This is a genomic window from Bacillus sp. AFS017336 (assembly GCF_002555445.1).
Taxonomy (GTDB): Bacteria; Bacillota; Bacilli; order Bacillales; family Bacillaceae_G; genus Gottfriedia.
In genome coordinates this window covers 43,933-70,132 of sequence record NZ_NUCO01000002.1, presented here as the reverse complement: position 1 = coordinate 70,132, position 26,200 = coordinate 43,933, and the positions used below count along the sequence as shown (strand labels likewise).

Sequence of the window (26,200 nt, the reverse complement as noted above, 5' to 3'; positions counted from 1 at the left end):
AATTAAATCACATAGGTTGTTTAAAGTGTAATAACTTTGGACAAACCTTTGTGATTTTTTACTTATTTGAGGACTAGTTTCCACGTGGATTTTTCAAAATAGTGTCTTAATCTAATTTGGCTATATTCTTACCAGTCCTTTTAATATTTTGCATTAAAAAGACTAATGATTATCTTTTTTATGAACCAATTTAAAAGTATACTAGAGTTAAATAACATAGAGGAGCGAAATATGGATCATACAAGTGTAATGACATATTTTGAAATTAAAGGCGATAACTTTCCAATAGAATATGTAACTAAATTGTTAGAGATTAATCCAACTAATTCTTATATTAAAGGTGAAGAGATTATAACAACAAGAAAACGTAAAATAATCCCAATAAAAAGGCGGTATAGAACATATACAAGTTGGAAATTGAGCACAAATTACATTGAGACACTAGATGCAAATAAACAAGCTAAGGAAATAATTGGGTCTCTTTTAAGCAAAGTAAATGAATTGATTGCGATTAAAAGAATATATGAATGTGAATTTGTTCTGATGCAAGTCCCAATTATTGAAAATGGATGTTGTCCAGCCATTTGGTATGACCAAGATGTCATTAATTTTTGTTCAAAAATCGAAGCATCAATTGAAATAGACTTATTTGCAAATCCATATGAAAGTGATTGGGATTTGGATGATTAAATCCAATTAATAGTTTTATAAGGTAAATATGTAAATGTTTTATTCTTTAGTTACATAGAACTATTTCCTTTTATAAATCTTTTATAATAATAAAAAAGTTCTGCAAAACCTACTTTAAATAACACTATGTTTTATTATTACAAAATTACTAAAGAACTCAATATTTCAATGTATCCTTAATGAATTTGAAATTAAGGATGTAGAAGTATCAGTTACAGAAACAAATGAAATAGTAACTATAACATTTATTAGTTATAGAATTTGAACGGATTGTTGTTAGGTGATCATATGGATAATAAATTAAAAGCCCTATGAAAATAACTCTAGCCTGCATTTTTTGCAGATTAAGCGTTGCAGCGGTGTAAAGTATAGAATGATTAAAAAATAGAAAAAGTACTTCTTAGTATAGATAGAAGTACTTTTTATTACTAATTTGAAATGATTAAATGAACAAAACAATTTGATAGCCAATCTTACCTTAAGGCTAAACGAAAGATAACCCTATATTATACAATTTAATCTTCTAATCTAAATTTCAACTGGTAAGCTCTAACATTAATACCGTCATCAGCTGGCTGGAAATCAAATTTTGGCAATCTTTTAAAACCAATTCCTTCGTATAAACTAATAGCATTTTTCATAAATTCTCCAGTATGTAAGCCAATCGCTTCGAAACCTTTTTCCTTTGTACGATTTATACATTCAGAAATAAGTGCATTTGCAACTCCTTGACCACGGCAAGTTGAGTTTACAGCAAGCATACGAATTTCAGGATAATCAAGTTCTTCAACATAACCTTCATAGGCATTTGTTTTTGCTGGGAATAAAGCAACACTTCCGGCAATTTTTCCTAGAATTGTAGCAACGATTAAATCGACTCCTTCTTGCTCATCAACTTTTGAAGAAATTGAATTTTTTAAGGCATTCCAATGATCAACCGGAAGAACATTTGCATATTCATTATAAGCGTCAATTCTTTGTTGGCGAATGGATGGGTACATCTCTTTTTTTGCATTTTGAATTTCTATATTTACCATTATTTCATCTCATCTCCTCTGAATTAATGTATAAGGAACTTCTCTTTTTGTCCACTTAAATTTTCTCGATTATGTGGAGTATTCCATAAAGAAAGCTCAGGACCCTTTGGTAAAACTTTTGGTTCATCCTTATCTGTTGAAATTGTAATAGATAAGTGATAATGTCTTTTAATCGCATCGAAATCAGTCGTGTCACCAAATCCTGGAGTTTGATACAAATCACGTACATATCCCCATAAATTTTTAAATTCCCGAATTAAATTGCGATTTGTATTAAAGGCAGAAAAGTAGGCAGCATCAAATCGGACAAGTGTTGTATAGAGTCTCACATCCGAATCGGTAATTTTATCACCAAATAAGAATCGTTGTTTGGATAATCGTTGCTCTAGCTCATCTAATCTATTGAATAACTTTTCATAAGCTTTTTCATATGATTTTTGTGATTGTGCAAATCCACATTTGTATACACCGTTGTTTACATCAGTAAAAATAATTTCATTAAGTGCGTCGATTTCTTGACGGATCGAAACTGGATATAAGTCTGGTGCAATTTTCTTATGAAATGGTTTCCAAACCGTTTCAAAATAGTTTGTTAGTTTAAAATAATCGTTATTAACTACTTTACCTGATTTAATATCGACAATTGCTGGGACAGTTGGTCGACCGGAATAGTTTTCATCAGAATTAAAATAAATTTCACTCATATAACGAGTCTTTAAGATTGGATCTACTCCATTTTTATCTAACGAAAATTCCCAATCTACACGATCTAGTCTTGGACGCATAGGGCTTACAGTTCCTAAACTAATAGTAGTTTCTAAACCTAAGACTTTTCGAACAATAACAGAACGATGTGCCCATGGACATGCTGCCGACCAAATGAGTCGATATCGATTAGCTTCTATTGGAAGTTCTTCAGGCATATTCCCAAAAGGTGTTGAAAAACGATTTAGTTGTCTGTTAAATGATCCATCTACTGTTATTTCAGTTAGTTTTGTCTGACTCATCATTTAAACTTCCTTTCTCACTGCTGAAATCGTGATAAATTCTAATACTCTATTATACTCGAAATATTCAGAAAATGTATTTTTTTGGTCCTATAGATTATCAATTCTGTTTTAATTTAGCTATTGGAATCCAATATTAGAATTTATCTCGAATTTGAGGTATATTAAATGTAAAGTAATTTTGGTTGCAAAAGGTAGTAAATAAGACAACTTTAGCATTTATTTTTAAAGCTTTGGAGGAGTAGATTAATGGAAATAGGAATCAGTACATTTGTAGAAACTACACCAGACGTTAAAACTGGTGAAACAATAAGTCATGCAGAACGATTACGGGAAGTCGTTGAGGAAATCATACTTGCAGATCAAGTGGGATTAGATGTATTTGGTGTTGGAGAACATCATCGTAATGATTATGCTGCATCATCTCCTGCAATTGTTTTAGCTGCGGCTGCATCGCAAACAAAACGCATTCGATTAACAAGTGCTGTAACTGTACTTTCTTCGGCAGATCCCGTTCGTGTGTTTCAAGATTTCGCTACACTTGACGGAATATCGAATGGAAGAGCTGAAATAATGGCAGGGCGTGGTTCATTCATCGAATCTTTCCCTTTATTTGGCTATAATTTAAATGATTATGATGAACTTTTTGAAGAAAAGTTAGATCTATTATTAACATTACAAAAGTCCGAATTTGTGACTTGGAGTGGAAAACATCGACCATCGATAAATAATATCGGTGTATATCCCCGTCCTGTACAGGATCCATTGCCTATTTGGATTGGTAGTGGTGGAAATAGCGAATCGGTCGTTCGTGCGGGATTATTGGGACTTCCGCTAGTACTTGCTATTATTGGTGGACGACCTGTTCAATTCGCACCATTAGTGGAATTATACAAAAAGGCTGCAGCTCATGCCGGTCACGATTTAAACAAATTACAGATTGCATCACATTCGCATGGATTCATCGCTGAGGATAGAATCACTGCAGCTGATAAATTTTTCCCATCAACACTACAAGCAATGAATAAGCTTGGAAAAGAAAGAGGATGGGGGCTTTATGATCGATCAGCCTTCGATGCTGCAAGAAGTTTGGAAGGTGCACTTTATGTTGGAGAACCTGAATTTGTAGCACAAAAGATCATCTACCTTCGAAAAAATGTAGGTATCACACGTTTCATGCTACACGTACCAGTTGGTTCAATGCCACATGCAGATGTAATGAAAGCAATCGAGCTATTAGGAAATGAAGTTGCACCAATCGTTCGAGAAGAAATAGCGAAGTGGGAAGATAATTAATAATTTAAGGAACAAACTGTTTTCTAATATGGAGACAGTTTTTTTTATTTAATCCTAAATTAATAATAATATAATAATTGGAAAATAATAGTGCATAGGAAAGGAGGGATTGTTTGTGAAAACAAAAAAATGGCTAACTGTATTACTAATTTCTTTTGCTCCATTTTTATTGATGGCAAAACCAAGTAATATCAAAGTTTTTGCAGAATCAGCGGTTACACAAATTGATAATCGAGCACCAGTAATGGTTGTAGAGTTGGACGATAATTACTTTAATCCAAAAAACATTACAATTCCGAATGGAACAAAATCTACTTTATTATTAAAAAATAAAGGAGTTAATCCTCACACATTTACAGTGAAAATGCTTAATATTGATGTAGAAGTTCAACCAGGAAAAGAAACGACTATTTCTGTATTACCAAAACAAGCCAATACATATGACCTAACATGTAAGTACCATTCTAATGTTGGAATGGTAGGAAAAGTAATTATTAAATAGATTTTTGTCTACAGCTAAGGCAAGGCCATTTAGTCCTTGCCTTAGTGTGTTTAAATAAAACCTATTCAAAATTGAAAAATTAATTTGGGATCATCATGAAATGTTCACGTGATAGTAAAATAACATAGATATAAAAAACAAGCATGTAGCTGTTAATAACATACTCATAAAGGGTTCATGAGTTAAAAATAGAGAGGATTTCTGTAAATTCTTAACTCATAAAGAGTTCATGAGTTAAAAACAGAGAGGATTTCTGTAAATTCTTAACTCATAAGGGGTTCATGAGTTAAAAACAGAGAGGAAATTTGTAATTTCTTAACTCATAAGGGGTTCATGAGTTAAAAACAGAGAGGAAATCTGTAAATTCTTAACTCATAAGTGGTCCATGAGTTAAAAACAAAGAGAAAATCAGTAATTTCTTAACTCATAAAGGGTTCATGAGCTATAAAAGACAAAAATATGAAATCTCCATTTCCATTTCAGGCAAAAGTGGATACCCACAACTACAACTAACTTAATCCAGATATTGTTGGACATTAATTTTCAAACCCATATATAAGACTTACCTTTTATTTTTTCTATAGTAGATGTTCATCAGAATAATAACATTCTATTTTTCCAACTTCATTTCTTTTTATCAAAATCTCCTCATACACTTAAATGAGGAGGGATATGAATGGAGCATATTGATTTTCATATACTTCAATGGTTTTTTGGAAGTACGCCGATCCTGGGTTTAACATTAATGATGTTTCTTATTTCATCGTTTGGGAAACGAAAGACAATTTCAACAATTATATTAGTCGTAACAACAGTTCTTTGGTTTATATGGAAATCACTACCAAACGATATATGGCATCATATGGGAGCAGCTGATAACGTTGGACTTTACCAGCACTTATCGCTTGCGCTTGTGCTTGGTTTTGTTACTTCGAGCATTTTAAATTCGTTTCGAAAAACTCGGAATGCTTGAAAATTTTATTAAAACTAGTTGAATGAAAAATACAATTGTGAGCTTCCCAAAAGGAGCTCTTTTTATATTTCATAAAAAGTTTCTAAAAGAAAACGGATACATAATTAAAACAATAAAATTCGATTAAAATTTGTTTGACTCTCCCCTCAGAGGAGGCTTTACATTATGTTTTGTAGAGTATTTAATAGGAGTTGAACAAAATGAAAAAACAAAACATAATGTTGATTTTAGTTTTAATGAATTTATTCATTATTTTCTTAGGGATAGGATTAGTAGTGCCAGTCACACCTTCGATTATGAATGAGTTAAATATATCCGGTACAATTGTTGGTTATATGGTAGCGGCGTTTGCTGTAACTCAATTGCTTTTTTCACCAATTGCAGGACGCTGGGTAGACCAGTTCGGACGTAAACGAATGATAATCATCGGACTAATAATTTTTAGTTTTTCAGAATTTTTATTTGGTATGGGGAAAACAGTTGAGGTTCTATTTATTTCACGTATGCTAGGAGGCATAAGTGCCGCATTCATTATGCCAGCAGTAACTGCATTTATAGCTGATGTTACAACAGTTGAAACAAGGGCAAAAGCACTAGGCTATATGTCGGCTGCCATTTCTACGGGCTTTATTGTTGGTCCTGGTATTGGAGGATTTTTAGCAGAGTTTGGTACTCGCATACCATTTTTCTTTGCGGCAGGATTAGCAATATTGGCAGGAGTATTATCTATTACTATACTTCCAGAACCAGAACGTAACCAAGAAAATATCGAGGTGACAGGAGAAAAACCTGGTTTAAAACGAATTTTTGCTCCGATGTATTTTATATCGTTTATGGTTTTATTAATTTCTCAATTTGGCTTATCAGCTTTCGAATCATTATTTTCTTTATTTACTAACCATAAATTTGGATTTACACCTAAGGATATTGCAATCATGATTACAGGCGGAGGCATAATCGGTGCAATTGCACAAATCGCATTATTTGATCGTTTAACAAAATGGATTGGTGAAATTGGCCTAGTACGATATAGTTTAATTCTTTCTACAATACTAGTCTTTTTAATGACAGTTGTGAATTCATACTTTACAATTTTACTTGTTACAATTACCGTATTTTTAGGCTTTGATTTAATGCGTCCTGCTGTAACAACATATTTATCTAAAATAGCAGGAAATGAACAAGGTTTTGTTGGCGGAATGAATTCAATGTTTACTAGTATAGGGAATGTAATAGGACCTATTATAGGTGGAATTCTATTTGATATCGACTTAAACTATCCATTCTATTTTGCAACAGTATTACTTGCGAGCGGTGTTGGGTTAACAATTGCTTGGAAAATGCCGGGTTATCGAACATCATCAATAAGCAAAGGCGTATTCTTTGAAAACGAATAAAGAATACGCTTCTTTTAAAAAATAATACATAAGGAGTGATCAAGTGAAAGAAACACTTTATACAATAGGTGAAGTCTCAAAATTAGTAAATATTTCAATAAAAGCACTTCGATATTATGACAAAATAAACTTGTTTAAACCGGCCTATGTCGATCCAGATACTAATTATCGATATTATAAAGACTCACAAATCCATCTACTTGACTTAATCAAATCACTTAAATATATTGGCACTCCTTTAGAAGATATGAAAAAAGTGCAAGGATTAGAGAGAGATGAGTTTTATGCTTTTTTAACAGAGCAAGAAAACATTGTAAAAGATAAAATAGATTCTTTAACAGAAATTGAAAAAATCATAGCAAATGCTAAAAGAGGAATACAGAGGCAGAAGCAATATCCCCAATTTGGAGAAGTATTTTTTTCGTATGAAGAAGAAATTCAGATCATTCAAACGAAAGCTGATGGAATCGATCCTAAAAATATCTTAAATGCTTCATATAGTAAATTGAAAAAATTTGCTGCATCGACAGAAGGATTTAGAAACAATGGTTATGGTGCGATTTACCCTTATAAATCGTATAAACATGTTAATGAAGTATCTTATCAATATTTATTCACACCTGTTTTAACGAAAAAACAAACTACATTACTATTACCGGATACCGAAGTTTCAAAAATTCCAGAAGGTAATTATATATGCATTACGTATAAAAGTTTAACGCCAAATGATTATTTTACTAATTTACAAAAACTAATTACATACATTGAGTATCATAAAATAACTGTTAGCAGTGACATTTATGAGTCATTAATACATAATAATTATTCTCCGCATCAAAAGGAAGAATTTATAATTGAAATGAGAGTATTAATTAAAGATGACTCACATATAAATTTAGACCAGTAAACAGACTCGACCAAGGGTCTGTTTTTCTATTTAGCTAAATTTTTGTTTAATGTAATTTTATTATGTAAACTAATTATTTAAAAATAACCCCATTAAAAAAATTGGGGCATTATTAATACTCTTCATCATCCCAAACATTACTAGCATGCTGGGATCGATTCATCATTTTTGCTAAATATATTTCAGTAGTTTGAATACTTTCATGACCTAAACTTCGACTTACTTGATAGATGCTTGCACCTTTTTCAATTGATCGACATGCATAGTGATGTCGAAAGAAGTGGGGACTAATATTATTCGTTCGATTATGATCTAAAACAAAAGGTAGTTCTGAAGCTTTTATAATTTCGATTACATACTTAGATAAATATTTGAAGGAATAATGCTTATTTAGCTTGTTTGGAAAAAATGGATTTGTATCAGTTTTAGAAATACTATTTAAAAAACCACGTCGACTCCTTAGTTTACATAAATCGATAAATACATGATTTAAAAGTTTAACTTCACGTTTTTTATTTCCTTTACCAACAATTTCGAGCCAGTATCCATTTGCATCCTTTGAAACATTTCCCCAGTTCGCCTCAGCTAACTCACGAATTCGCATACCAGATGTAGCCAGTAATTTAATTAAAGTAGTGATTAAAATATTTCCTCTATAAAAATTCAGTAATGATTTTACTTCACTTTCTTCTAAATCTCGATTTGGTAAGTCATCTTTTGTTATTTTTGCGTTCAAAATTCTTGTAAATAGAGGAACTTGAACATAATTGGAATCAAATAAAAATTTAAAGAAACTTTTTAATATAACAAGTTTCCTTGAGAGAGTAGTGACTCGGTACTGTTGCATCTTTGAACCATATTGATAATTCGATAACCATTGCTGATATGATTCGATATGTCTCTGTTTTAAATTTTTCAATAATGATTCTTCTATATATGAATCAACGTCTTTACGTAAAAATTCTTCACTTTTTAATAAGTAACGATAAAACTGTAATAATTCTCTTATGTACTCTATTTTTGTACTTTCTTTTCGCTGCTTTGATTTTTGAATATCTTTTATTTGATGAACAAAATAGTAGATCATTTCTAAATCAGTGAAAGCGTCATAAATCATACGATGATTTTTTTCATTTTCAAACTTCCTTTGTAGTAGCGCAGGAAAGTATGTTTCATCTATTAAATACTCTATTACTCTAAAATCGTTATGATTTACATCTAATAATTCAGTTGAGTTTGAAATAAGTAGATTTGATTTTACTAACATAGGTATCACCTCATTATCAATTATACAAAATTTATTGTATATATAGTATAAATTCATTTATTTTTTCTTCTTAAGTAAATAAAATATCTTTGTTATATATTACTAAATGTAAGATAGGTTAATAGTAGAAAAATACACTATTATTCAACTTAAAGAAAACTTTGTATAATTAATTATTTATAAATAAATGGATTTAGTTGTATTGCATTAACTATAATTTAACGTTTTGTTAGAAATAATTATGGTATAATTAAACAAAAACATGATAAAAAGGGACGATTTCAAATGTTAGAACAAGATCAAAAAGCGAAAGAGATTGTTACAACAAATGAGGCTGTACATATTTTAGGAATATCAAAGCAAACGATCTATAATTATGTAAAAGCTGGAAAGCTGAAACTTGTGTATGAAGATTGGCAAATAGACGGAACGATGAGATTTTATTTAGACGATATAAATCAGTTTAAGTCGCAAACAGTTAAACCAGTTGGACTTACAGTACTTGAAACAGCCAATCTCTTAGGAGTATCAAAGGCAACGATTCACCAATATATAAAAACTGGAAAAATTTCAGCAAGTAAGATCAATTTTAAAGGTAGACAAACTGTTTTTATTAAAGAGGAAGAAGTGGAAAAACTAAAATCCACTCAAATTAATGGATCAAAGAGAAAGACGTTTTTTACAAAGGACTTAGATTTCTACTTGTTTGGTTTATACGAAATTCCAAATTCGAATGAAAAGGCGCGTATTATTGAACTTAATGAGAATGGTGAGATTGTAGCAAAGACCAATATGGGGGAATTGTTAAATAAAGAAGAATTACTAAATCGTAGTTTTAAAAAGTCGTATGAGTTTAAGCAAGCAACACATAGTACAAAAAGAGGTAGTATCAAATTTCAATTTCCATTTCCACAATCAATAAGTGCCCCAATTTTTAGTATTATCGATTCTTTTTATAGAAATATTGGTCACCAAAATATGAATCTTTATTTAGAAGGTAATTCTATTAAGGTGGAAATAAAGCCAATTAGACTACCTTATAATCCTGAACAAATTGAACAAGATTTAGAGATTTTACAAAATTGTTTAATTGATGGTAAGCTTTCTACAAGACCAGGTTTTATTTTGTTTACTAGTAAACAAGAACAACTCACAATTTTTGTACAGGATATCGTAAAAGAGAAGATTAAAGATATTGCAGTAGATCATCACTCTGGAATTGAGGATATTACAGAGAAACTTTTATTAATGGGATTGAAAGAATATGAAAAAAGCAACAAATTTAATGCATAATTTCATACGCAATTTCCGACATTGAGTTGTATCATTGTATTAGAATCCAATTCTCGATGCGTCTATTAAACTAGTTTTGATAATTCTGAAAACAAGAAAAGAGGCTTATAAAAATGAAATTTATTGATTTAAGAAGTGACACGGTAACTATTCCTACAGAAGAAATGAGACAAGCTATGTTTTCAGCTGAAGTGGGAGATGATGTATACGGAGATGACCCTACTGTTCAGAAACTTGAAAAATTAGCTGCATCAATAATCGGGAAAGAAGCTGCCTTATTCGTTCCAAGTGGAACATTTGGAAATCAACTAGCTTTATTTACTCATTGTGCTCGTGGGACTGAAGTGATCCTTGGTGAAGATTGCCATATTTTTGAGCATGAAGTCGGAGCTGCTTCAATAATTGCTGGTGTTCATACAAGGACATTACAAACGACTAACGGTAAGATGGAAATTAAACGAATTCAACAATCTATTAGACCTGATGACTTACATTTTCCTGAAACTTCATTAATATGCTTAGAAAATGCATATTCTAATGGAGCAGTAGTTGATCTTGAATATATGAAAGAAGTTTTTAGCATTGCAAAAAATGCAAACATACCTGTTCACTTAGATGGAGCAAGAATTTTTAATGCTGCTACTTATTTAAAAACAGATGCGAAAGAATTATCTCGATATAGTGATTCTGTAATGTTTTGCTTATCAAAAGGACTGTGTGCGCCAGTAGGTTCCATACTAGCAGGAAGTAAAGAATTTATTGAGAAGGCAAAAAAGAAGCGTAAATTATTAGGTGGTGGCTGGAGACAATCCGGATTTTTAGCAGCCGCTGGTATCATTGCATTAGAAAAAATGACAAAACGTTTACACGAAGATCACGAAAATGCACTATATTTAGCTGAACGATTAAGTGAAATCCCTACAATTAAAGTGGACTTATCTCAAATTAATATTAATTTAGTATTCTTCCAAATGACAAATATGAAACATAGCCCAGAGGAAATCGAACAAATCTTTAAAGAGAACGGAATCATTATATTTGCACCTGAGGAAGATGGAATGATGCGCTTTGCTACACATTATTGGATTACAAAAAATGATATTGATAAAATAATTGAAGTTATGAAATTGTTGTAATTTTTTTCTATACAAAAAGGATCTTCTATGAAGATCCTTTTTATATTTTCTATAAATTGAGCCTTATTTTAATAAGGTAGTTGAAAATTACTGCTTACCGTGTCATTAAACTTCTTCGCTCTCACGCTTTTGGATTTGTAATAGCGTATTTGAGATTGTTTTTAATTCTTCTTTAAGACGGATTGTTTCATTCGCTAATTGTTCAGAAGTAGTTTCTTTAATTCGCTTGTTTAGTACGTCAACTACTTTTCGTAGCTTTCCAATAGATTGTTCAAGTTGAACAGTTGATGTTGTTTTCATGATTTACACTCCTAAATTGGTATTTCCTTTAGCATACCACATATTATTTTTACGACAATAATCTACAAAGAAGATATTCCTTTTATTATAGATTTTAAATACAAAAGAACGTATTTTTCAATTCAAATCAGTCTGAGGACGTATTAAAAAAGTTTTACATGTCAGTATAATAAAGTTAACGAAAATTGTTTTACATAGAAAAATATGATTTATGGAGTAAAAGGAGCGCAGTGGAATGAAGAGGTTAGACAGAAGTTTTCTGATCGGAGCGTTATTATTAATTATTGGAGTCATTTGGGGCTTTATGATGAGTGGTGTGAAAGGGATTGAATGGCTGTTATTACTATCAGGAATAGTATTGGGAATTTTAGCGGGGATTGTTCAAGGGTGGTCAATTGCAAGAAGTAAACTTGGAAAAATTGGACGCGGAAAGAAAACACTGTGGGTGATTGGAACGATCCTTATTTTAGTTGTTTTAAAAGTAGCGATCAACGTATTGATACCTTCTTATTTAGCGACGAGCCAATTAGGGATCTGGCTATCGATTGTTTTTGCCGTTTCCGGACTTTTACTCGGTCGTTCGTTTTATCCCTCACCTAGCTTAAAAAATTCTAAATCATGAACTGCGTCTAACTAATCTTAAGTTTGATAATACAAAAATGCCCTCTTGATCAATAGTGATCGAGAGGGCATTTTTATTTATAATTCCAAATTTAGTTTGTATCCTTGCCCCAAGATTCTTGTAATTTTTCAAGTCCGGATTGATTTGTAACTGAGAGGGTGATTTGCTTCTTTTTAACCTTTTTTTCCATTAGACTATAAGAATCCCCATCTCGTAATCCTGGCCAGTAAACGCTTCCAATACCGAGATGATTAATTTTTTCGCTCATTGCTCGAACATAATGTATATCATTATTGCTCTTTTTTACAGAATAATCTAGGCCAGTTTTCATTGGTGCGCCCCATTCTGTTACAATCGCACGGTCGGAATACTTACCAATCTCGACTGATAAGACATTTGACCAACCAGTTTCTGTTAGAGATTTTATATGAACATATCCTGCATAAAATGCGTAGCAGTGAACAGCAAGCATTGTGCCATCTAGTCGTTTATCAGTACCTAGTGGATTAATATATAAAGCTGCCAGACCAATTCCATCAAGAATGACATTTTTCCTTGAAACATGATATTTAGTTAACCAATTGTTGTAGAAATCACGTAAATCTTTCGAATTATAGCCATATGGCTCATTAATAGGTTCAAAATAGCAGTTTGAGTTATTTCCATATTTGTTGATAACAGTACTCCACATTTTATAAAAACGATCGAGTTCTTCTGGTTTCCCATTTTTTGGAGCCCAATAGCTGAAAATTACTTTTCCTTTTTCTAACGCAGCATCGATTGCTCCAGTGTATGTACTCCAATAATTTTCGACTGTTGCTTCATTAATGGGAAGTCTGACAGTGTTAGCTCCTGTTTGATCAAACATTTGTCCAATAACTTGTCGTCCAACAGCTTTAGCAGAGTCATACGTATCATTCTTCGTCAGACCACTTACATAAATCACACCATCAACAAAATTATCACGTTCATCTGCCCAGTTTACACCCCTTATACCAGCCGATAACGGTGAAGATGGTTTATGAACGTTAACTTTAATATAATTTAAAAATGCAAAAGAAGAGGCAAATAGTAAAATAATGATCGCTATCACACAAACTCCAATAAAAATTCCTTTTTTTACTATTTTCAAAGATTAACCCCCTAATAAAACCTTTTTTTAAATCCAACCTGTCTTACACAATCCTATTAATTTATATATGAAAGTTTTCGCTGAAAATATCTGAAAAAACCTTGAGTGAACAATTTAATTTTCAGAAGATTTTTTGTAAGAATACGGTTCAGCTTCCAATGTTCTATATGGTGTTTCGGCAAAAGATAACATCGACGGAATTTTAACTAAATCCATTAAGATTTCAGGTACAGTTAGTGTAAATTAAAAAGGAAGCTACACTTATAGTGCAAAACACAAAAACTTAATTTGCAAAAACCTAAAATCTGGAGTTGCTTTATAAAGATGTTGATGTGTCTAATATAAAGACCGATAGTTTAAGTCGATCTTTTTATTTATTTTGGCGGATTATTGAAACATTTGATAAAATTACATTCAGAAAAGACTTTATATATCCAAAAAGGAGTAACATTTATGCATAATCAAAAAACAGCACTGTTAGTAATGGATTTACAAAATGGTATTGTTTCGCGTTTCGCTGACAAACAAGAAATTCTTAAACCATTTCAACAAGCCATTCAAGCCGCTCGCCAAAATAATATTCAAGTTATTTTTGTACGAGTCGGTTTTAGTGAAGGATACCCTGAGGTTAGTAAAAATAATAAGATTTTCTCAGCAATTGCTAAAAATGGTGGAATGACATTTACTGATTTATCAACACAAATTCACGAATCTGTTGAACCAATACAAGGTGAACCAGTTATTACAAAATATCGAGTTAGTGCGTTCACTGGTAGTAATCTAGAAGTTATATTGCGCTCACAACAAATTGATTCAATTGTTTTAAGTGGTATTTCGACAAGTGGCGTTGTACTATCGACTCTAAGAGAAGCGGCAGATAAGGACTATTCAATTACTGTGCTTTCCGATGCGTGTATTGATTCTGATCCTGAAGTTCATAGAGTACTCATTGAAAAAATATTCCCACGCCAAGCAGAAGTTCAAACTGTTGATCGTTGGATTGATCATTTAAAATAAATTGACAACTTCGTGCATTACAAATTACATTAATTAAAATGTTACTGCAAATTAAGATGATCCTTATCAAATTTATTACGAAATGGTTAATTTTTTAAGAAAACACTTCAAGTTTTAACCCACTCGTGATAGAATGTTAACATTCTCAGATTTGGAGAGTGGTAGATTGAAAAAATTACAAAGCAATTCTAGAACAACGTCAAGAGCAAAAAAAAGAAAAACCAAATTATTTATTTTAAGTGGATCAATTGCAGTTGTCATTATTGTAATTGTATTTGTTTCAAATTCGATTTTATCGTCTGGAGATAAAAAGCCATCACCTCTAATAGACGATTATGCTTCAGCTGGAAAACAATCGGATAACAACATAAAGAACGATAAACAAGAAGCGGATACGAGTTCAGATGATAATTCTTCACAAGACCAAACTCAATCGGATGAGTCTAATGATAATACATCATCTACAGAAGATAGCTCGGAAACAATCGCACCAGAAACGCCTGAACAAACAGGTGTTACACCGGAAACTCCTGAGCAAACAGGAGGACAGCATGTTACAAGTTACGATTCAAGTTCACAAGATTGGCAGAACATGCTTCAAACAATCGCTACTGCTACTGGACTAGATCGAAGTAATATGACAGTATGGTTTCTAGGAAGCGACAAAAGCAATAAAGGTGGCTCTGTTGGGACTGTATCTTCAAAAGAAAAAGGCTCTCAAAAATATCGCGTGTATCTGCAATGGAACGGCACAGGTTACATAGCAACAAAAGTTGAACCTGCATCGTAACAAAAGTTAATAGAAATTTCATATTTAATTATTAGACTGTCGAGAATCACTCGGCAGTTTTTTTATTTAGGAAATTGTACATTTTTATTATGAACAACAAGAATTGCTTTGACAGCTTCTTTTTTATTCGAAAAAATGGCAAAACAGTTTAATAAGAAGGAGCCTTATAAGTATTAATAGAATAGATAAAAAGTATTATTTAAGAGTTAGAAGTAGAAAGGGGAATTCTTTTGATATCTAAGGAAAAAAGTACAGAAAATATTTCTTTGCCACCAAAACATATTATTTCAGCTGCGACAATAGTAGTTAACGAACATAATGAAATTTTATTAATTAAGGGCCCACTTAGAGGTTGGGAAATGCCAGGTGGGCAAGTTGAAGAGGGAGAATCATTGAAAACTGCTGCAATTAGGGAAACAAAAGAAGAAAGTGGAATTGATATTGAAGTTGTGAAATTTTGTGGTGTATTTCAAAATGTTAGTAGTTCAATTTGTAATACTTTGTTTTTAGCTAAACCAATCGGAGGAAAGTTAACAACTTCTTCAGAAAGTTTGGAAGTTGGATATTTTCCTATTGAGGAAGCTTTAGCGATGGTAACTTGGAAAAATTTCAAACAAAGAATTGAATATTGTTTGAATGAAAACAGCCATCCATTTTATAAAGAGTTTTAATTTCCTTTTTTAGTTACATAAGTATTTCTAAAGGTTGTCTATTTAGATAGCCTTTTTTTAGTTCGAAAAATTAATAATTAAATATAACAGATCTATATTTAACTAAAATTGGAAGTCGACTATGTGTAAACATATATAATTTATAAAATTTATTATAATAGTTCCTTTTCTTTAAAAAATATCTACCAAAAGATTCATTTTTATTCGAATGAGAGGATGTCGCTTAACTTTAATGGAATTATGTTAGAGAATAATTAAAAATAAGGAGGGACTATGAAGAAAATTCTAATGATATTATGTTTTTCATTTGTATTATTTGGTTGTTCATTGAACACAAATACAGAAAGTAAGGATCCTAAAACAGTTGCAATAGTCGCAGTTTCTGATGTCAATACGATCATTTATAGCTCAGATAAAAACCGTGATCAAATTCAAGAAATTGTAAAAGGATTCGCCTCAAAAAAAGCTCAACCGGAACAAAACGAAACACCGAAAACAGATTTAAATTTATGGTTTATCAATGAAAGCGGTAAAAAAGAAGAGTTTGCTATAAACTACAACCAAAATTTAGTATTAGGACAAGGTGGAAAGGTTTATAAAATCAATTCAAAGACAACTGAACTATTACAAGAGCTATTTATGAATTAAAACAAAATTATCGAGAAACATGTTTATGAAGGACGTTTAATTTAGATGAAATTAAATCTTTTTACAGTATTTCTTTTGGAGGAAAAATGAATAATTTTAATTTAATAAATACATTAATTGTATTAGCAATTATCTTTCTAATAATGTTTGTCTTAAAGTCTGTTTTAAAAGAAAAGCAACGCACTCAAAGACTATTTATTTATATAGCAGTTTTATTGATAACATATATAGGTTTTAATCTATTTAATACATTTTGTATTTCAGATTTATCAGCGAAAGAAGCTAAGGAGTACGCTGCTAAACATAATTTACATTCACCAGAAATTGAACATATTAAAAATAAAACAGTCATTTTCTATGAAAATGACAAGGAATATGGATACTATGAATTATCAAAAATATTTGGGAAAATTCACAAGAGTGGTTCGTCTATTACCGCACTAAATTCGGATAACACAGTTACATCATTTAGTGAAACGGACGAACAACATAATTTTGCAGGAGTAGTTGTTGATAAACCATCTTTATTAAAGCAGGGGTATAAATTAGTTATTATAGATAATAAAGGCAAAAAAATTGTTAGAAATATTGAAGAAAATAAAAAAGTTTATTTCCTAAAGAAAGTGAAAGAAGTGGAAAAGGTTACTATTCAAGACAACAATAACAAAGTAATCTTTTAAGAGTGTGTACTTACATATTAAATGACTGCTTCGGCGGTCTTTTTTTACATTAAAGGAATAAATAGTTTGATATTATTTTATCATGAGTTTTTATAGAAGTCTTGGAGAGGAATAGTTAATTAGTGAGATAGACGATAAGGTCTTGTTCGGAGTAGGTAAACATTGATTATGCAGACGAATTTTATTGGTTAAGCTATGTGACATTTCAATAAATGAATTACAAGTATATCTAGTTTTCTTTAAATCCACAGAATAAATTACATTGTTCTCATTCCCTTCGTTTTAAATTATATAGCGTGTAATTAAAAAAGTTAACCGCTCTTATTCATGCTTTAGATGATTTGGTTTAATTGGTTTGATCATCCAATGTTCATCAGTCTGCACATGATTTTCTCGAACAAATTTAGCCACCGAGTGTTTAAAATCTTTGTAATCAAACCCATCAGTTAATCGTATAACATATCCTTCTTGTTCTCCACCTAAAATAGACTTTTTTGAATAACAAGCTTTAATCGCTTCTTCATTAAATTCACCTTTATATAAGACCGGTGCAGTCTTTAGTCCTAATAGTTCGGTCCAGGTGACAGTATCATCCCACGAAAGACACTTATTATGTTCATCCCAAATCGAGAAGACATAAAAATAACTTTCTAGTTCACTGTAATGGATCGAATGCATCGCAAATATATTTTCTCCACAAACTCGCCAATGTTCGGGGATTTGATAACCAATCGTTGCTTGTAGCATTTTTACCCAATGTCTAGATGGATGATCCAAACTATCAGTTGATCTTGCGTGAATTGCATCTTTATAAATCGAGCAATTTTCACCATCAATTTTTTCGGTTACTACAACTTCTTTACCGATGAAATGCTCAATGTTTTTTAGTGTTTTATCATCCGTTGTTTTGGATTCGGACCAAGGTAAATGAAATGTTTTTGGATATTTTATCTTCATCATTTATCGCCTCACTTCGCAAATGTATCTGCTTCACGAAAGAAATAAAGTTTTGCGAGTAAATCATCACCTAATAAATGATAAATTTCAGTTGCTCCTTCATTTCCACCGTAGTTAATTAACATATGCATTTCAATAATCCCTAAAACAGCTTGAATGAACTCTTCTTCAAAACCAAGTTCGCTAAGAAAATGGAAAGCAATTTGTGAAGATACTTTTTCGTGCCCAAAGTATGAATAATATCCTTTAGTAACTTTAAATGTTTTACAAAATAACTTCCCTACATCATGGAACAGAGCTGCCATTTGGAGAATTAGTTTATCCTTCTCTACATACATTTCATTAATGTACTCGATTACTCCATATGTGTGTTGACATAATGGCATAGAATGATATGGGTTTTCTTGATCGAAGCCTTTCATTTTACGAAAAAATTCAACAGACTTGAGTTCTTCAAATAGTTTTTCATAAGACACTTCACTAACCAATAATTCGGTTATCTTTTCTTTCGTGATTTCATAAGAAGATGATTCATGTATGATGTGAATCATATCCCATCCTTCATTTTTTAAAGGAAAATCAAAATTCTTCCTCATCTTAACGAGTATGCGCTCTTCTACTACTCTCTTTCTCTTGCTATTTCGTTCGACACATAATTCATAAGGTACATCCATGTAATAACATTCTTTCTGAAAACTTGCGAATTTTGATAATGCTTTCATCCGTCTTTCACGTTCAATATTTGTAGCATCGATGAGTACACTTTTCCCATCAGCTAGATAACGATTAGCACGTTTGTATAATTCCATATACAAAAGATTCGTTTTCTTTTGCTTATTCACATTAAAGAAAAGTGTTTGGCGCAGCTCATCCGTGGAAAGAATGACAGCATTTTCCTTTTTTGCAATTTGTTTTGCCTTTTCGCTCTTACCACTACCGGGTAAGCCAATCATATAGATCACTTTTTGCATAAAACTTCCTCCTTACAAATAGGCGGATAAGTAAGGAACGACGACTTGATGGAGCAGAGGTTGGGAATTGAACCCATAGTATCATATGAACAATACAATAATAATCCTCCGCATATTAAAATAAGGAAAAATAAACCACTTATAAAGTATTTTATCATATACTGGAGAAATATTATTGAAAATAATCCCTTCGGAAAAATGATTTTACAATAGGGACATAAATACTTAATAATTTATGCTAGTTTTGGTTTTTACTAGAAAATAATGTTATATAATAAGTTTAAAAATAATAGCGAAAGGGGATTATCATGATGATTTCATTCATTTTAGTTGTTTTAACATTATTTTTAATACCAGGTCCAGCTGTTTTGTTGACATTATCACAAACGATGAAAGGTGGGAAATGGAATGGAATTTTAACAGGCTTAGGGATTGCTGTAGGTGATTTAATACATACTTGTGCATCAGTCTTTGGACTTTCTGCAATATTAATGACATCTGCCTTTGCTTTTGAGGTAGTAAAATATTTAGGAGCGGCCTATTTATTTTATTTGGGGATCACGGCATTAATTAGAAAAACTAAAAAAAGTGAGAAAGCTAAAGTTCAAAAAGAAGTAAATACTAAACTATCTTTTCGACAAGCTATTTTAATTGAAGTTTTAAATCCTAAAACTGCATTGTTTTTCTTAGCTCTATTACCTCAATTTGTACAACATAATGATCATTCAGTATTTATTCAACTATTAACCCTTGGGATAACGTTTGTGATACTAAGTATTTTATACACAACTTCACTTGTGCTTTTATCAAGTTTAATTGGGAATAAATTTTTTAATAAAAATAGCAATAGCTCAAAATGGATGGGAAAAACCATTGGTCTAGTCTATATTGGGTTAGGAGTTAGAGTAGCACTTCAAACTCAAGAATAATTTGAGCGGGAACAAAATTAGGAGGCCGGGGTGGCTTCCTTTTTTTATGATAATAGAATAATTTTATTTGAATGAGGTGGAAACATGGATTCTGATCATCCAAAAATCAATAACTCTAGAATTGAAATACAAGAATATAATGAGCAATGGCCAAAAAAATTTTCAGCTTTGAAGCAAGTCTTAAATAATAGCCTAAAACCACTAATTATTGAAATTGAACATGTTGGTAGTACGTCAGTTAAGAGGCTTACAGCGAAACCGATATTGGATATAGATGTTGTCATAGCAGACTATAGTAATTTCTCTGAAGTGATAAAAAAACTTGAAGGAATAGGCTATATACACCAAGAAAATTGGAGCTATAAAGGTAGAGATGCCTTCGGTAGAATAAACTGTTATGTACCTTGGGATGGGAAAAATACGAATTGGATGGAACATCATCTATATGTTTGTCATAAAGACAGCGAGGAATTAAAAAAACATATTTCATTTCGAAATTACCTTAGATGTAACGCAGGGGCTATTATTGAGTATGAACAGTTAAAGAAAGAGCTAGTAAATAATACAAAAGACCGCTCAGAATATTCAGTAGGTAAAAGTAATTTTATCAATAAAATTTTAACTAAATACAACGAATCATCAAAGTCACACGAGAAATAAATAAAAAAAAGGAGCTGAATAAAACAGCTCTTCCTCAAAATTGATAGTACGATCTATTAAAAATAAATCTCATTCAAAATACAAATGATAATGATTTTTACAACCTGGATTAAAATCAGCATGACATTTAGGACATTTGTAGTTACAATCTTGATACTCTTGAATTGTTAATTCCTCATGGCAATCACCACAAAAGATTGCTTTTGTTTCCCATTCGTTTTTATGCCAGACTGTATGTTGATGGTTTACATTTTCCTCATGGCAAAAATAACATCCGTAATATGTGTCACAACATTTGAATTTGATGGCAATAATATCTTTTTCAGTGTGGTAATGTTTGCATCGTGTATGATTGTCAATTGAACCAATTACTTTCATTTACTTTACCTCTCAATTTTAAAATCTAGTATGTATGATCAAATTTATTTACTACTTCGAATAAAACAGCGATTCCGATTCCACCGCCACTTCCAATGGCTGCCAATACATAGTTAGTTTCTAAATTCTTTCTACGTTGTACTTCATAGAAAAGTCTAGTGATCATGATACTGCCCGAAGCTCCGTAAGGGTGTCCGATTGATAAGGCACCGCCACAAACATTTAACTTGTCAAATGGTATGGATAGTTCATTAGAGCAAGCAATAATTTTTGAAGCAAAAGCTTCATTTATTTCAATTAAATCAATATCTGCAATTGTTAAATTATTTCTATTTAATAACTCTTGAATAGCTGGAATAGGGGCAGAACCAGGATAATTAGGATGAATTCCAGCGACTTCACTATCTTTAAAGCGTAAAATAGGTTTTAATCCACAGTTAATTGCTTCATTTTCTTCCATTATTAAAACTGCTGCCGCACCATCATGTATTCCGCAACTGTTAGCAGCTGTCACGGTACCGTTCTTTTTAAACACAGGTTTTGCTCTATGAAGTAAGTCTTTCATTTTTCTTTCTTTGAAAAATACTTCATCTTGAGTATGTCCACCAACTGGAAGAATCTCATCAGTAAAGAATCCGTTTTTGTAAGATTCCCAACTTCGTGTATAACTTAATAGAGCATATTGATCTTGAGTTTCCTTTGAAATACAGAATTTTTCAGCCACATTTTCCGCTGCTAAACCCATATCAGGATCACCAATTTTATCAGGAGCAAATCTCGCCCTAGAAGGAAAAGGGGAGGTGCTAGTGCTTTCAACACCTCCAGCAATATAGCAATTTCCAGCTCCACCTTGAATTAAGTAACAAGCCATCCGAATTGCTTCTAACCCGGCACTACATTGACGATCAATTGTCATACCTGGAACAGAAAGAGGGAGATCAGCTTCTAATGCAGAAACTCTAGCGACATTTCCACCTGGACCGACTACATTGCCTAAAATAATGTCATTAATCTTCTCTTCCAATCCTTTTGCCAAATGTTTAAGTAATGGAGCGGCAAGCTCGTGAGGTTGATATTCCTGTAATATACCACCAATTTTTCCTATAGGTGTCCGCTTTGCATTGACGATTACTGCTCTATTAATTTTTAGTCACCTGCATTTCTATTTGTTTAATTAATTCAGCACGTGCAATTTTCCCGCTAGTTGTATAAGGCATTTCATCTTTAAAAAACCATTTTCGTGGGATTTTATAAGAAGATAAATAGGTCTTACAAAACTTTTTCAACTCAAAAGAATTACATTTCCCTTTAATGACAGCAGCCACAATTTGACCCCAGTATGGATCTGAAAGTCCAATAACGGCAATTTCTTCAACATCAGGATGAAGAGAAATGACTTTTTCAATCTCTTCTGGAAAAATATTAATACCACCGTATAGAATCATATTTTTTTCTCGTCCGTTAATTGTTAAAAAACCATCTTCATCAATAAAGCCCATATCATGGACAGTAGCCCAACCATCTTCGTCCTGAATCGAATGAACTATATTTTCATTTTCTTCAAAATACCCATTGATTAAATATTTACTTCTCACATATATTTTTCCGGTTTCATTTGTTTTTGCGAGCTCTTGATTTGGTCGACGTATTTCTATTTCTACACCATAGCAAGGTTTACCAACCGTTTTTGCTTTCAAAACTCCATCAAGATCAGATAAAACAGTTATGAAGCTTAATTCACTAGCGCCAAAAAATTCAAATATCGACATCTCAGGAAACAATTGACAGAACTCTATTTTAGATTTTTCAGTCCATTTTGCACCTGATGAAAGAATTTTCATTGCTTTATTAACTTGAATTCCTTCTCTAACTAATGCTTCAATCATTGTCGGAACAACGTATATAGTGGAAATAGGTAAATCATTCATCATTGAGAGTATATTATTTGCTGAAAACTTTTCTAATAGTAAAACTGTGCCACCCAAATATAAACTACTAACAGCACCATAAAGAAAGTGTGAATGTATTAATGCTCCAGGTATAAGCGTTACATCAGATTCATCAAGTCCAAAGTCAAAGCGATTACAATCAAAACTAGCAACCCATGAATCTTGAGAGCGCATAAACGCTTTTGGACTCCCAGTCGTTCCAGAAGTAAATCCCACATAGAAAGGTAAATCCTCTTCTAGCTCAATAGAAGAAAAAGTATTAAAATTTGCGATTTCTTGTAAGCAATCATCCAATACCTTCATATTAGGAATGATTGAATGAAATTTAGCATAAATCTCTTTAGTTGTAACAATGATTGAAGGTTTAGAAAGCTTTACTCTTTTTTCTAAATCTGCTAAATTCCATTTCATATCAAAAGGAACAGCAATCCATCCTGCTTTACAAGCACCTGCAAACATTTGTAAGAAGGGAATCCCATTTGGTAAAAGGATTCCAATCGTTTTCGTATTTAATTGACCATGTAGCCAATTAGCAGTTTGGTTGATTAATTGATTCCATTCTTTATAACTGATTTGTTGATTACTAGTATGTATCGCAATTTTCTCAGGAGATAATGTAGCGAAATTCTTATAGGTTTCTGTAATATTTGCCATTATTAATTCACCTCTATAAAAAAGAGACACAGAAGTGTGTCCCGAATAATTTAAATATTTTTTGATGATTGGTTTGAATAATTTGTTGTCAATGAACGTGAAAATACTGGGTGTTGTCTTAGTTTGAATACTAAAATTGAAGCAAGGATCGCTTTTAAAACATCTCCAGGTATGTAAACTAAACTTAGTTTAACAGCAGTAGCTACAGGAATACCCATAATGACAGCTTGTATCGGTATACCGATTAAATAGATTAATAGAATTCCTACCGTTAAATTAATTAATAGAACATGTTTTAATTTTAACGTTTTAAAACGAGATAATAAATAACCAAGAACAAAAGCTGTAATTGGCCATGAAATCAAATAGCCAACACTTGGTCCTGCAAATACACTTAATCCACCGCGACCACCTGATAAAAGTGGCATACCAACGGCTACAAGTAATAAAAATACTGTTTGGCTAAGTGCACCTAATCTTGCTCCTAACACTCCACCAGTAAGTATAACACCTAATGTTTGTAAAGTAATAGGAACTGGTGTAAAGGATAACATAATTGGAGGCACTTGTCCAAGTACTCCCATAACTGCTGCAAACATTGCTACAAATGTAATTTCTTTAATCTTCATTGTTAGTTCTCCTATTATTAATTTTCTGATAACAACTATCATATTAATGAAACTTGAATTATATGTCAACCTATTTAATTTTTTAGTTAACATATATTATCTTGAAATAGGAAACTAGTACATAGCTATATCATGCCAATAATAGTAATGATAAAATTTTAATGTCAAAAGAAACCGAGTTTAGACTAATCAACTTTAAATGTTAACAGGAAGGACATTCATGAGGAAAATTGTCATCATTGGTTCAGGAGGAGCGGGAAAATCTACTTTTGCTAGACATTTAGGAAAAAAGTTAAACATAAACGTTTTTCATTTAGACTCTTTATTATGGAAACCAAATTGGGAAGTAGTACCGAAAGTAGACCAGATTAAAATACAAAATGAACTAGTAAAAAAAGAAGAATGGATCATAGACGGTAATTATGGAGGCACGATGGACTTAAGAATAAATTCAGCTGATACTATTATTTTTCTAGATATCCCTAGGTTAATTTGTATTTATCGGGCATTTAAAAGAATCATTCAATATAAAAACATATCAAGACCGGATATGAGAGAAGGTTGCGAAGAGAAATTTGATTTACAATTTTTCAAATGGATCTGGTCTTATCCGAAGACAAAGAAACCATTAATATTGAATAGACTTCAACGAGTATCAGATGGTAAAGATGTAGTTATACTAAAATCTCCAAAAGAGGTTAAGCGATTTTTAGAAGAAAGTTGATAGTTAACGCGCGTATTCTACTTCCATTAAAAAGAAAATTTAAGTAATTAATGTGAGGATGATTAAATGCCGAAAATATCTAAGTTGAGTATCGAAAAACAAACACGGGAGGGCTTTCCTGGTAAAATAGTTTTTGCTAATTTTTTAATTGATGGGATTCCATTAAATAATTTTAATCAAACTAAAGATGAGGATTATGTTTCTTGCTTAGGATGGGGTCCAAAAGATTTTCAGCAAAAACAAATAGATCGATTACTATTAAAAGTAAAATCAGATTTTGATGATAGAAATTCAATTTATATTTGTCCTTGTTCTGACTTGGGATGCGGTGCAATTTCGTTAAAGATTAAACGGAGTTCAAAAGATGAGAATATTATTATTTGGTATAAATTCGGATATGAAAATAATTTAGAAAATCGGAGTAATAAATTAGTAAATTATTACGGAATCGGCCCTTTTTATTTTGATTGGGAGGAGTATAAAGAAACAATTGAAAGTTCATTACTTTTTGGTGAGCCAGAATATTGGCATGGAAAAATTAAATTTTAAAACGCATGCATTAACTAATTGTCATGAGCTACTTTTGTGGCTCATTTTTTATTGTAGTAAGGATTTCCATTATTATTTAACCAACTTATCACAATAGAAATTTTTACAAATTTTCGACAATTGATTCAATAATATTCCAATCCTGTAATAAAATGCTAAAATTAAATTGTTATTTTAATATAAACAAAATAAAACTTTTTAAATGGGAATTTAAGTACATTTAAAAATAATGCTTCTTTTCCGCGTTAGCTCACAATTTAAAAATAATAGGGATTTAAATCCCTTTTCTCCTCTTGTTAACAATTCTTTAAAAGATCATCCGCTGTTTCATGTTATGACTGTATAGTTGTAAAAGAAAAAATACAAAAAATGACTGTATGTTGTATAATGATAATCAGCATTGGAATAAATTACCAAATTAATTTAAGGAAGAGA

The 26,200-nt window shown here is 31.5% G+C and carries 29 protein-coding genes; 18 read left to right on the top strand and 11 right to left on the bottom strand.

Annotated elements, in window-relative coordinates:
* The first annotated feature begins 231 nt into the window (after positions 1-231).
* Positions 232-690 (top strand): DUF4279 domain-containing protein, encoded by a 459-nt coding sequence (locus CN601_RS00590; RefSeq protein ID WP_179865378.1) that lies wholly within the window; start codon positions 232-234, stop codon positions 688-690.
* A 515-nt stretch (positions 691-1,205) separates the two neighbouring features.
* Here the strand turns inward: CN601_RS00590 and CN601_RS00585 are convergent.
* Positions 1,206-1,727: a GNAT family N-acetyltransferase gene (locus CN601_RS00585; RefSeq protein ID WP_098169657.1), complete on the bottom strand. Its 522-nt coding sequence runs from the start codon at positions 1,725-1,727 to the stop codon at positions 1,206-1,208.
* A gap of 23 nt (positions 1,728-1,750) precedes the next feature.
* Complete coding sequence (locus CN601_RS00580) at positions 1,751-2,734, bottom strand: glutathione S-transferase family protein (protein ID WP_098169656.1); 984 nt, start codon at positions 2,732-2,734, stop codon at positions 1,751-1,753.
* A 249-nt stretch (positions 2,735-2,983) separates the two neighbouring features.
* On the opposite strand from CN601_RS00580, the gene CN601_RS00575 reads away from it, so the two are divergent.
* The 5 genes from CN601_RS00575 (at position 2,984) to CN601_RS00555 (ending at position 7,809) form a co-directional block, all read left to right on the top strand.
* Positions 2,984-4,030, top strand: coding sequence for an LLM class flavin-dependent oxidoreductase (locus CN601_RS00575; RefSeq protein WP_098169655.1), 1,047 nt, complete (start codon positions 2,984-2,986; stop codon positions 4,028-4,030).
* A 172-nt stretch (positions 4,031-4,202) separates the two neighbouring features.
* A complete protein-coding gene (locus CN601_RS00570; protein WP_373604945.1) occupies positions 4,203-4,532 on the top strand; it encodes a cupredoxin domain-containing protein in 330 nt (109 codons plus the stop codon).
* A 676-nt stretch (positions 4,533-5,208) separates the two neighbouring features.
* Positions 5,209-5,505 (top strand): hypothetical protein, encoded by a 297-nt coding sequence (locus CN601_RS00565; protein ID WP_098118397.1) that lies wholly within the window; start codon positions 5,209-5,211, stop codon positions 5,503-5,505.
* Positions 5,506-5,705: 200 nt separating this feature from the next.
* On the top strand, positions 5,706-6,902 hold the full coding sequence (gene norA / locus CN601_RS00560; protein WP_098169653.1) for a multidrug efflux MFS transporter NorA: 1,197 nt from the start codon (positions 5,706-5,708) through the stop codon (positions 6,900-6,902).
* Between the two features lie 43 nt (positions 6,903-6,945).
* Positions 6,946-7,809, top strand: coding sequence for a MerR family transcriptional regulator (locus tag CN601_RS00555; protein WP_098169652.1), 864 nt, complete (start codon positions 6,946-6,948; stop codon positions 7,807-7,809).
* A gap of 112 nt (positions 7,810-7,921) precedes the next feature.
* Here the strand turns inward: CN601_RS00555 and CN601_RS00550 are convergent, their stop codons facing one another.
* On the bottom strand, positions 7,922-9,076 hold the full coding sequence (locus tag CN601_RS00550) for a tyrosine-type recombinase/integrase (protein ID WP_179865377.1): 1,155 nt from the start codon (positions 9,074-9,076) through the stop codon (positions 7,922-7,924).
* A gap of 285 nt (positions 9,077-9,361) precedes the next feature.
* Between CN601_RS00550 and CN601_RS00545 the strand changes: the two genes are divergently transcribed.
* Both CN601_RS00545 and ltaE read left to right on the top strand, forming a co-directional pair.
* Positions 9,362-10,369, top strand: coding sequence for a helix-turn-helix domain-containing protein (locus CN601_RS00545; RefSeq protein ID WP_098169650.1), 1,008 nt, complete (start codon positions 9,362-9,364; stop codon positions 10,367-10,369).
* A gap of 113 nt (positions 10,370-10,482) precedes the next feature.
* Positions 10,483-11,505 (top strand): low-specificity L-threonine aldolase, encoded by a 1,023-nt coding sequence (ltaE, locus tag CN601_RS00540; protein WP_098169649.1) that lies wholly within the window; start codon positions 10,483-10,485, stop codon positions 11,503-11,505.
* 105 nt (positions 11,506-11,610) lie between these two features.
* Here the strand turns inward: ltaE and CN601_RS00535 are convergent, their stop codons facing one another.
* Positions 11,611-11,805, bottom strand: a complete 195-nt coding sequence (locus CN601_RS00535; protein WP_098118391.1) for a hypothetical protein — start codon at positions 11,803-11,805, stop codon at positions 11,611-11,613.
* Between the two features lie 235 nt (positions 11,806-12,040).
* Between CN601_RS00535 and CN601_RS00530 the strand changes: the two genes are divergently transcribed.
* Positions 12,041-12,427, top strand: a complete 387-nt coding sequence (locus CN601_RS00530; protein ID WP_098169648.1) for a hypothetical protein — start codon at positions 12,041-12,043, stop codon at positions 12,425-12,427.
* Positions 12,428-12,518: 91 nt separating this feature from the next.
* On the opposite strand, the gene CN601_RS00525 is transcribed toward CN601_RS00530, so the two are convergent.
* Positions 12,519-13,559: a cellulase family glycosylhydrolase gene (locus CN601_RS00525; RefSeq protein WP_098169647.1), complete on the bottom strand. Its 1,041-nt coding sequence runs from the start codon at positions 13,557-13,559 to the stop codon at positions 12,519-12,521.
* Positions 13,560-14,012: 453 nt separating this feature from the next.
* Here CN601_RS00525 and CN601_RS00520 point away from each other — a divergent pair, with 453 nt between their 5' ends.
* The 5 genes from CN601_RS00520 to CN601_RS00500 all read left to right on the top strand — a co-directional run bounded on the left by CN601_RS00520 (position 14,013) and on the right by CN601_RS00500 (position 17,365).
* Positions 14,013-14,576 (top strand): cysteine hydrolase family protein, encoded by a 564-nt coding sequence (locus CN601_RS00520; RefSeq protein WP_098169646.1) that lies wholly within the window; start codon positions 14,013-14,015, stop codon positions 14,574-14,576.
* Positions 14,577-14,742: 166 nt separating this feature from the next.
* Positions 14,743-15,366: a YrrS family protein gene (locus CN601_RS00515; RefSeq protein ID WP_179865376.1), complete on the top strand. Its 624-nt coding sequence runs from the start codon at positions 14,743-14,745 to the stop codon at positions 15,364-15,366.
* A gap of 230 nt (positions 15,367-15,596) precedes the next feature.
* Positions 15,597-16,037: an NUDIX hydrolase gene (locus CN601_RS00510; RefSeq protein ID WP_257131564.1), complete on the top strand. Its 441-nt coding sequence runs from the start codon at positions 15,597-15,599 to the stop codon at positions 16,035-16,037.
* A 273-nt stretch (positions 16,038-16,310) separates the two neighbouring features.
* Complete coding sequence (locus CN601_RS00505; protein WP_098169644.1) at positions 16,311-16,685, top strand: hypothetical protein; 375 nt, start codon at positions 16,311-16,313, stop codon at positions 16,683-16,685.
* An 86-nt stretch (positions 16,686-16,771) separates the two neighbouring features.
* Positions 16,772-17,365 (top strand): hypothetical protein, encoded by a 594-nt coding sequence (locus CN601_RS00500; protein WP_098169643.1) that lies wholly within the window; start codon positions 16,772-16,774, stop codon positions 17,363-17,365.
* Between the two features lie 321 nt (positions 17,366-17,686).
* Here CN601_RS00500 and CN601_RS00495 read toward each other — a convergent pair whose 3' ends face one another.
* Both CN601_RS00495 and CN601_RS00490 read right to left on the bottom strand, forming a co-directional pair.
* Positions 17,687-18,322 (bottom strand): RNA ligase family protein, encoded by a 636-nt coding sequence (locus CN601_RS00495; protein WP_373604944.1) that lies wholly within the window; start codon positions 18,320-18,322, stop codon positions 17,687-17,689.
* A gap of 11 nt (positions 18,323-18,333) precedes the next feature.
* Positions 18,334-19,293, bottom strand: coding sequence for an AAA family ATPase (locus tag CN601_RS00490; protein ID WP_098169641.1), 960 nt, complete (start codon positions 19,291-19,293; stop codon positions 18,334-18,336).
* Between the two features lie 311 nt (positions 19,294-19,604).
* Between CN601_RS00490 and CN601_RS00485 the strand changes: the two genes are divergently transcribed.
* Together CN601_RS00485 and CN601_RS00480 are read left to right on the top strand one after the other, a co-directional pair.
* Positions 19,605-20,222 carry a LysE family translocator gene (locus CN601_RS00485; RefSeq protein WP_098169640.1) on the top strand — a complete coding sequence of 206 codons (618 nt, stop codon included), beginning with the start codon at positions 19,605-19,607 and terminating at the stop codon, positions 20,220-20,222.
* 84 nt (positions 20,223-20,306) lie between these two features.
* Positions 20,307-20,882, top strand: a complete 576-nt coding sequence (locus CN601_RS00480; protein WP_098169639.1) for a GrpB family protein — start codon at positions 20,307-20,309, stop codon at positions 20,880-20,882.
* Positions 20,883-20,951: 69 nt separating this feature from the next.
* Here the strand turns inward: CN601_RS00480 and CN601_RS00475 are convergent, their stop codons facing one another.
* From CN601_RS00475 to CN601_RS00460, 4 genes are read right to left on the bottom strand one after another with little or no spacing between them, the layout of a single operon-like run.
* Entirely contained in the window at positions 20,952-21,260 is a 309-nt protein-coding gene (locus CN601_RS00475) for a CHY zinc finger protein (protein WP_098118381.1), read from the bottom strand.
* Positions 21,261-21,285: 25 nt separating this feature from the next.
* Entirely contained in the window at positions 21,286-22,404 is a 1,119-nt protein-coding gene (locus tag CN601_RS00470) for an acetyl-CoA C-acyltransferase (protein ID WP_098169638.1), read from the bottom strand.
* The gene (locus CN601_RS00465) at positions 22,400-23,863 is read right to left on the bottom strand and encodes an AMP-binding protein (RefSeq protein ID WP_098169637.1); all 1,464 of its coding nucleotides are present in this window, start codon (positions 23,861-23,863) and stop codon (positions 22,400-22,402) included. Before CN601_RS00465 ends, CN601_RS00470 begins: the two co-directional genes overlap by 5 nt.
* A gap of 50 nt (positions 23,864-23,913) precedes the next feature.
* Positions 23,914-24,492 carry a biotin transporter BioY gene (locus tag CN601_RS00460; RefSeq protein WP_098118378.1) on the bottom strand — a complete coding sequence of 193 codons (579 nt, stop codon included), beginning with the start codon at positions 24,490-24,492 and terminating at the stop codon, positions 23,914-23,916.
* A 220-nt stretch (positions 24,493-24,712) separates the two neighbouring features.
* Between CN601_RS00460 and CN601_RS00455 the strand changes: the two genes are divergently transcribed.
* Together CN601_RS00455 and CN601_RS00450 are read left to right on the top strand one after the other, a co-directional pair.
* Positions 24,713-25,216, top strand: a complete 504-nt coding sequence (locus CN601_RS00455) for a DNA topology modulation protein (RefSeq protein WP_098169636.1) — start codon at positions 24,713-24,715, stop codon at positions 25,214-25,216.
* A gap of 66 nt (positions 25,217-25,282) precedes the next feature.
* Positions 25,283-25,765, top strand: coding sequence for a hypothetical protein (locus CN601_RS00450; protein WP_098169635.1), 483 nt, complete (start codon positions 25,283-25,285; stop codon positions 25,763-25,765).
* The last annotated feature ends 435 nt before the right edge of the window (positions 25,766-26,200 follow it).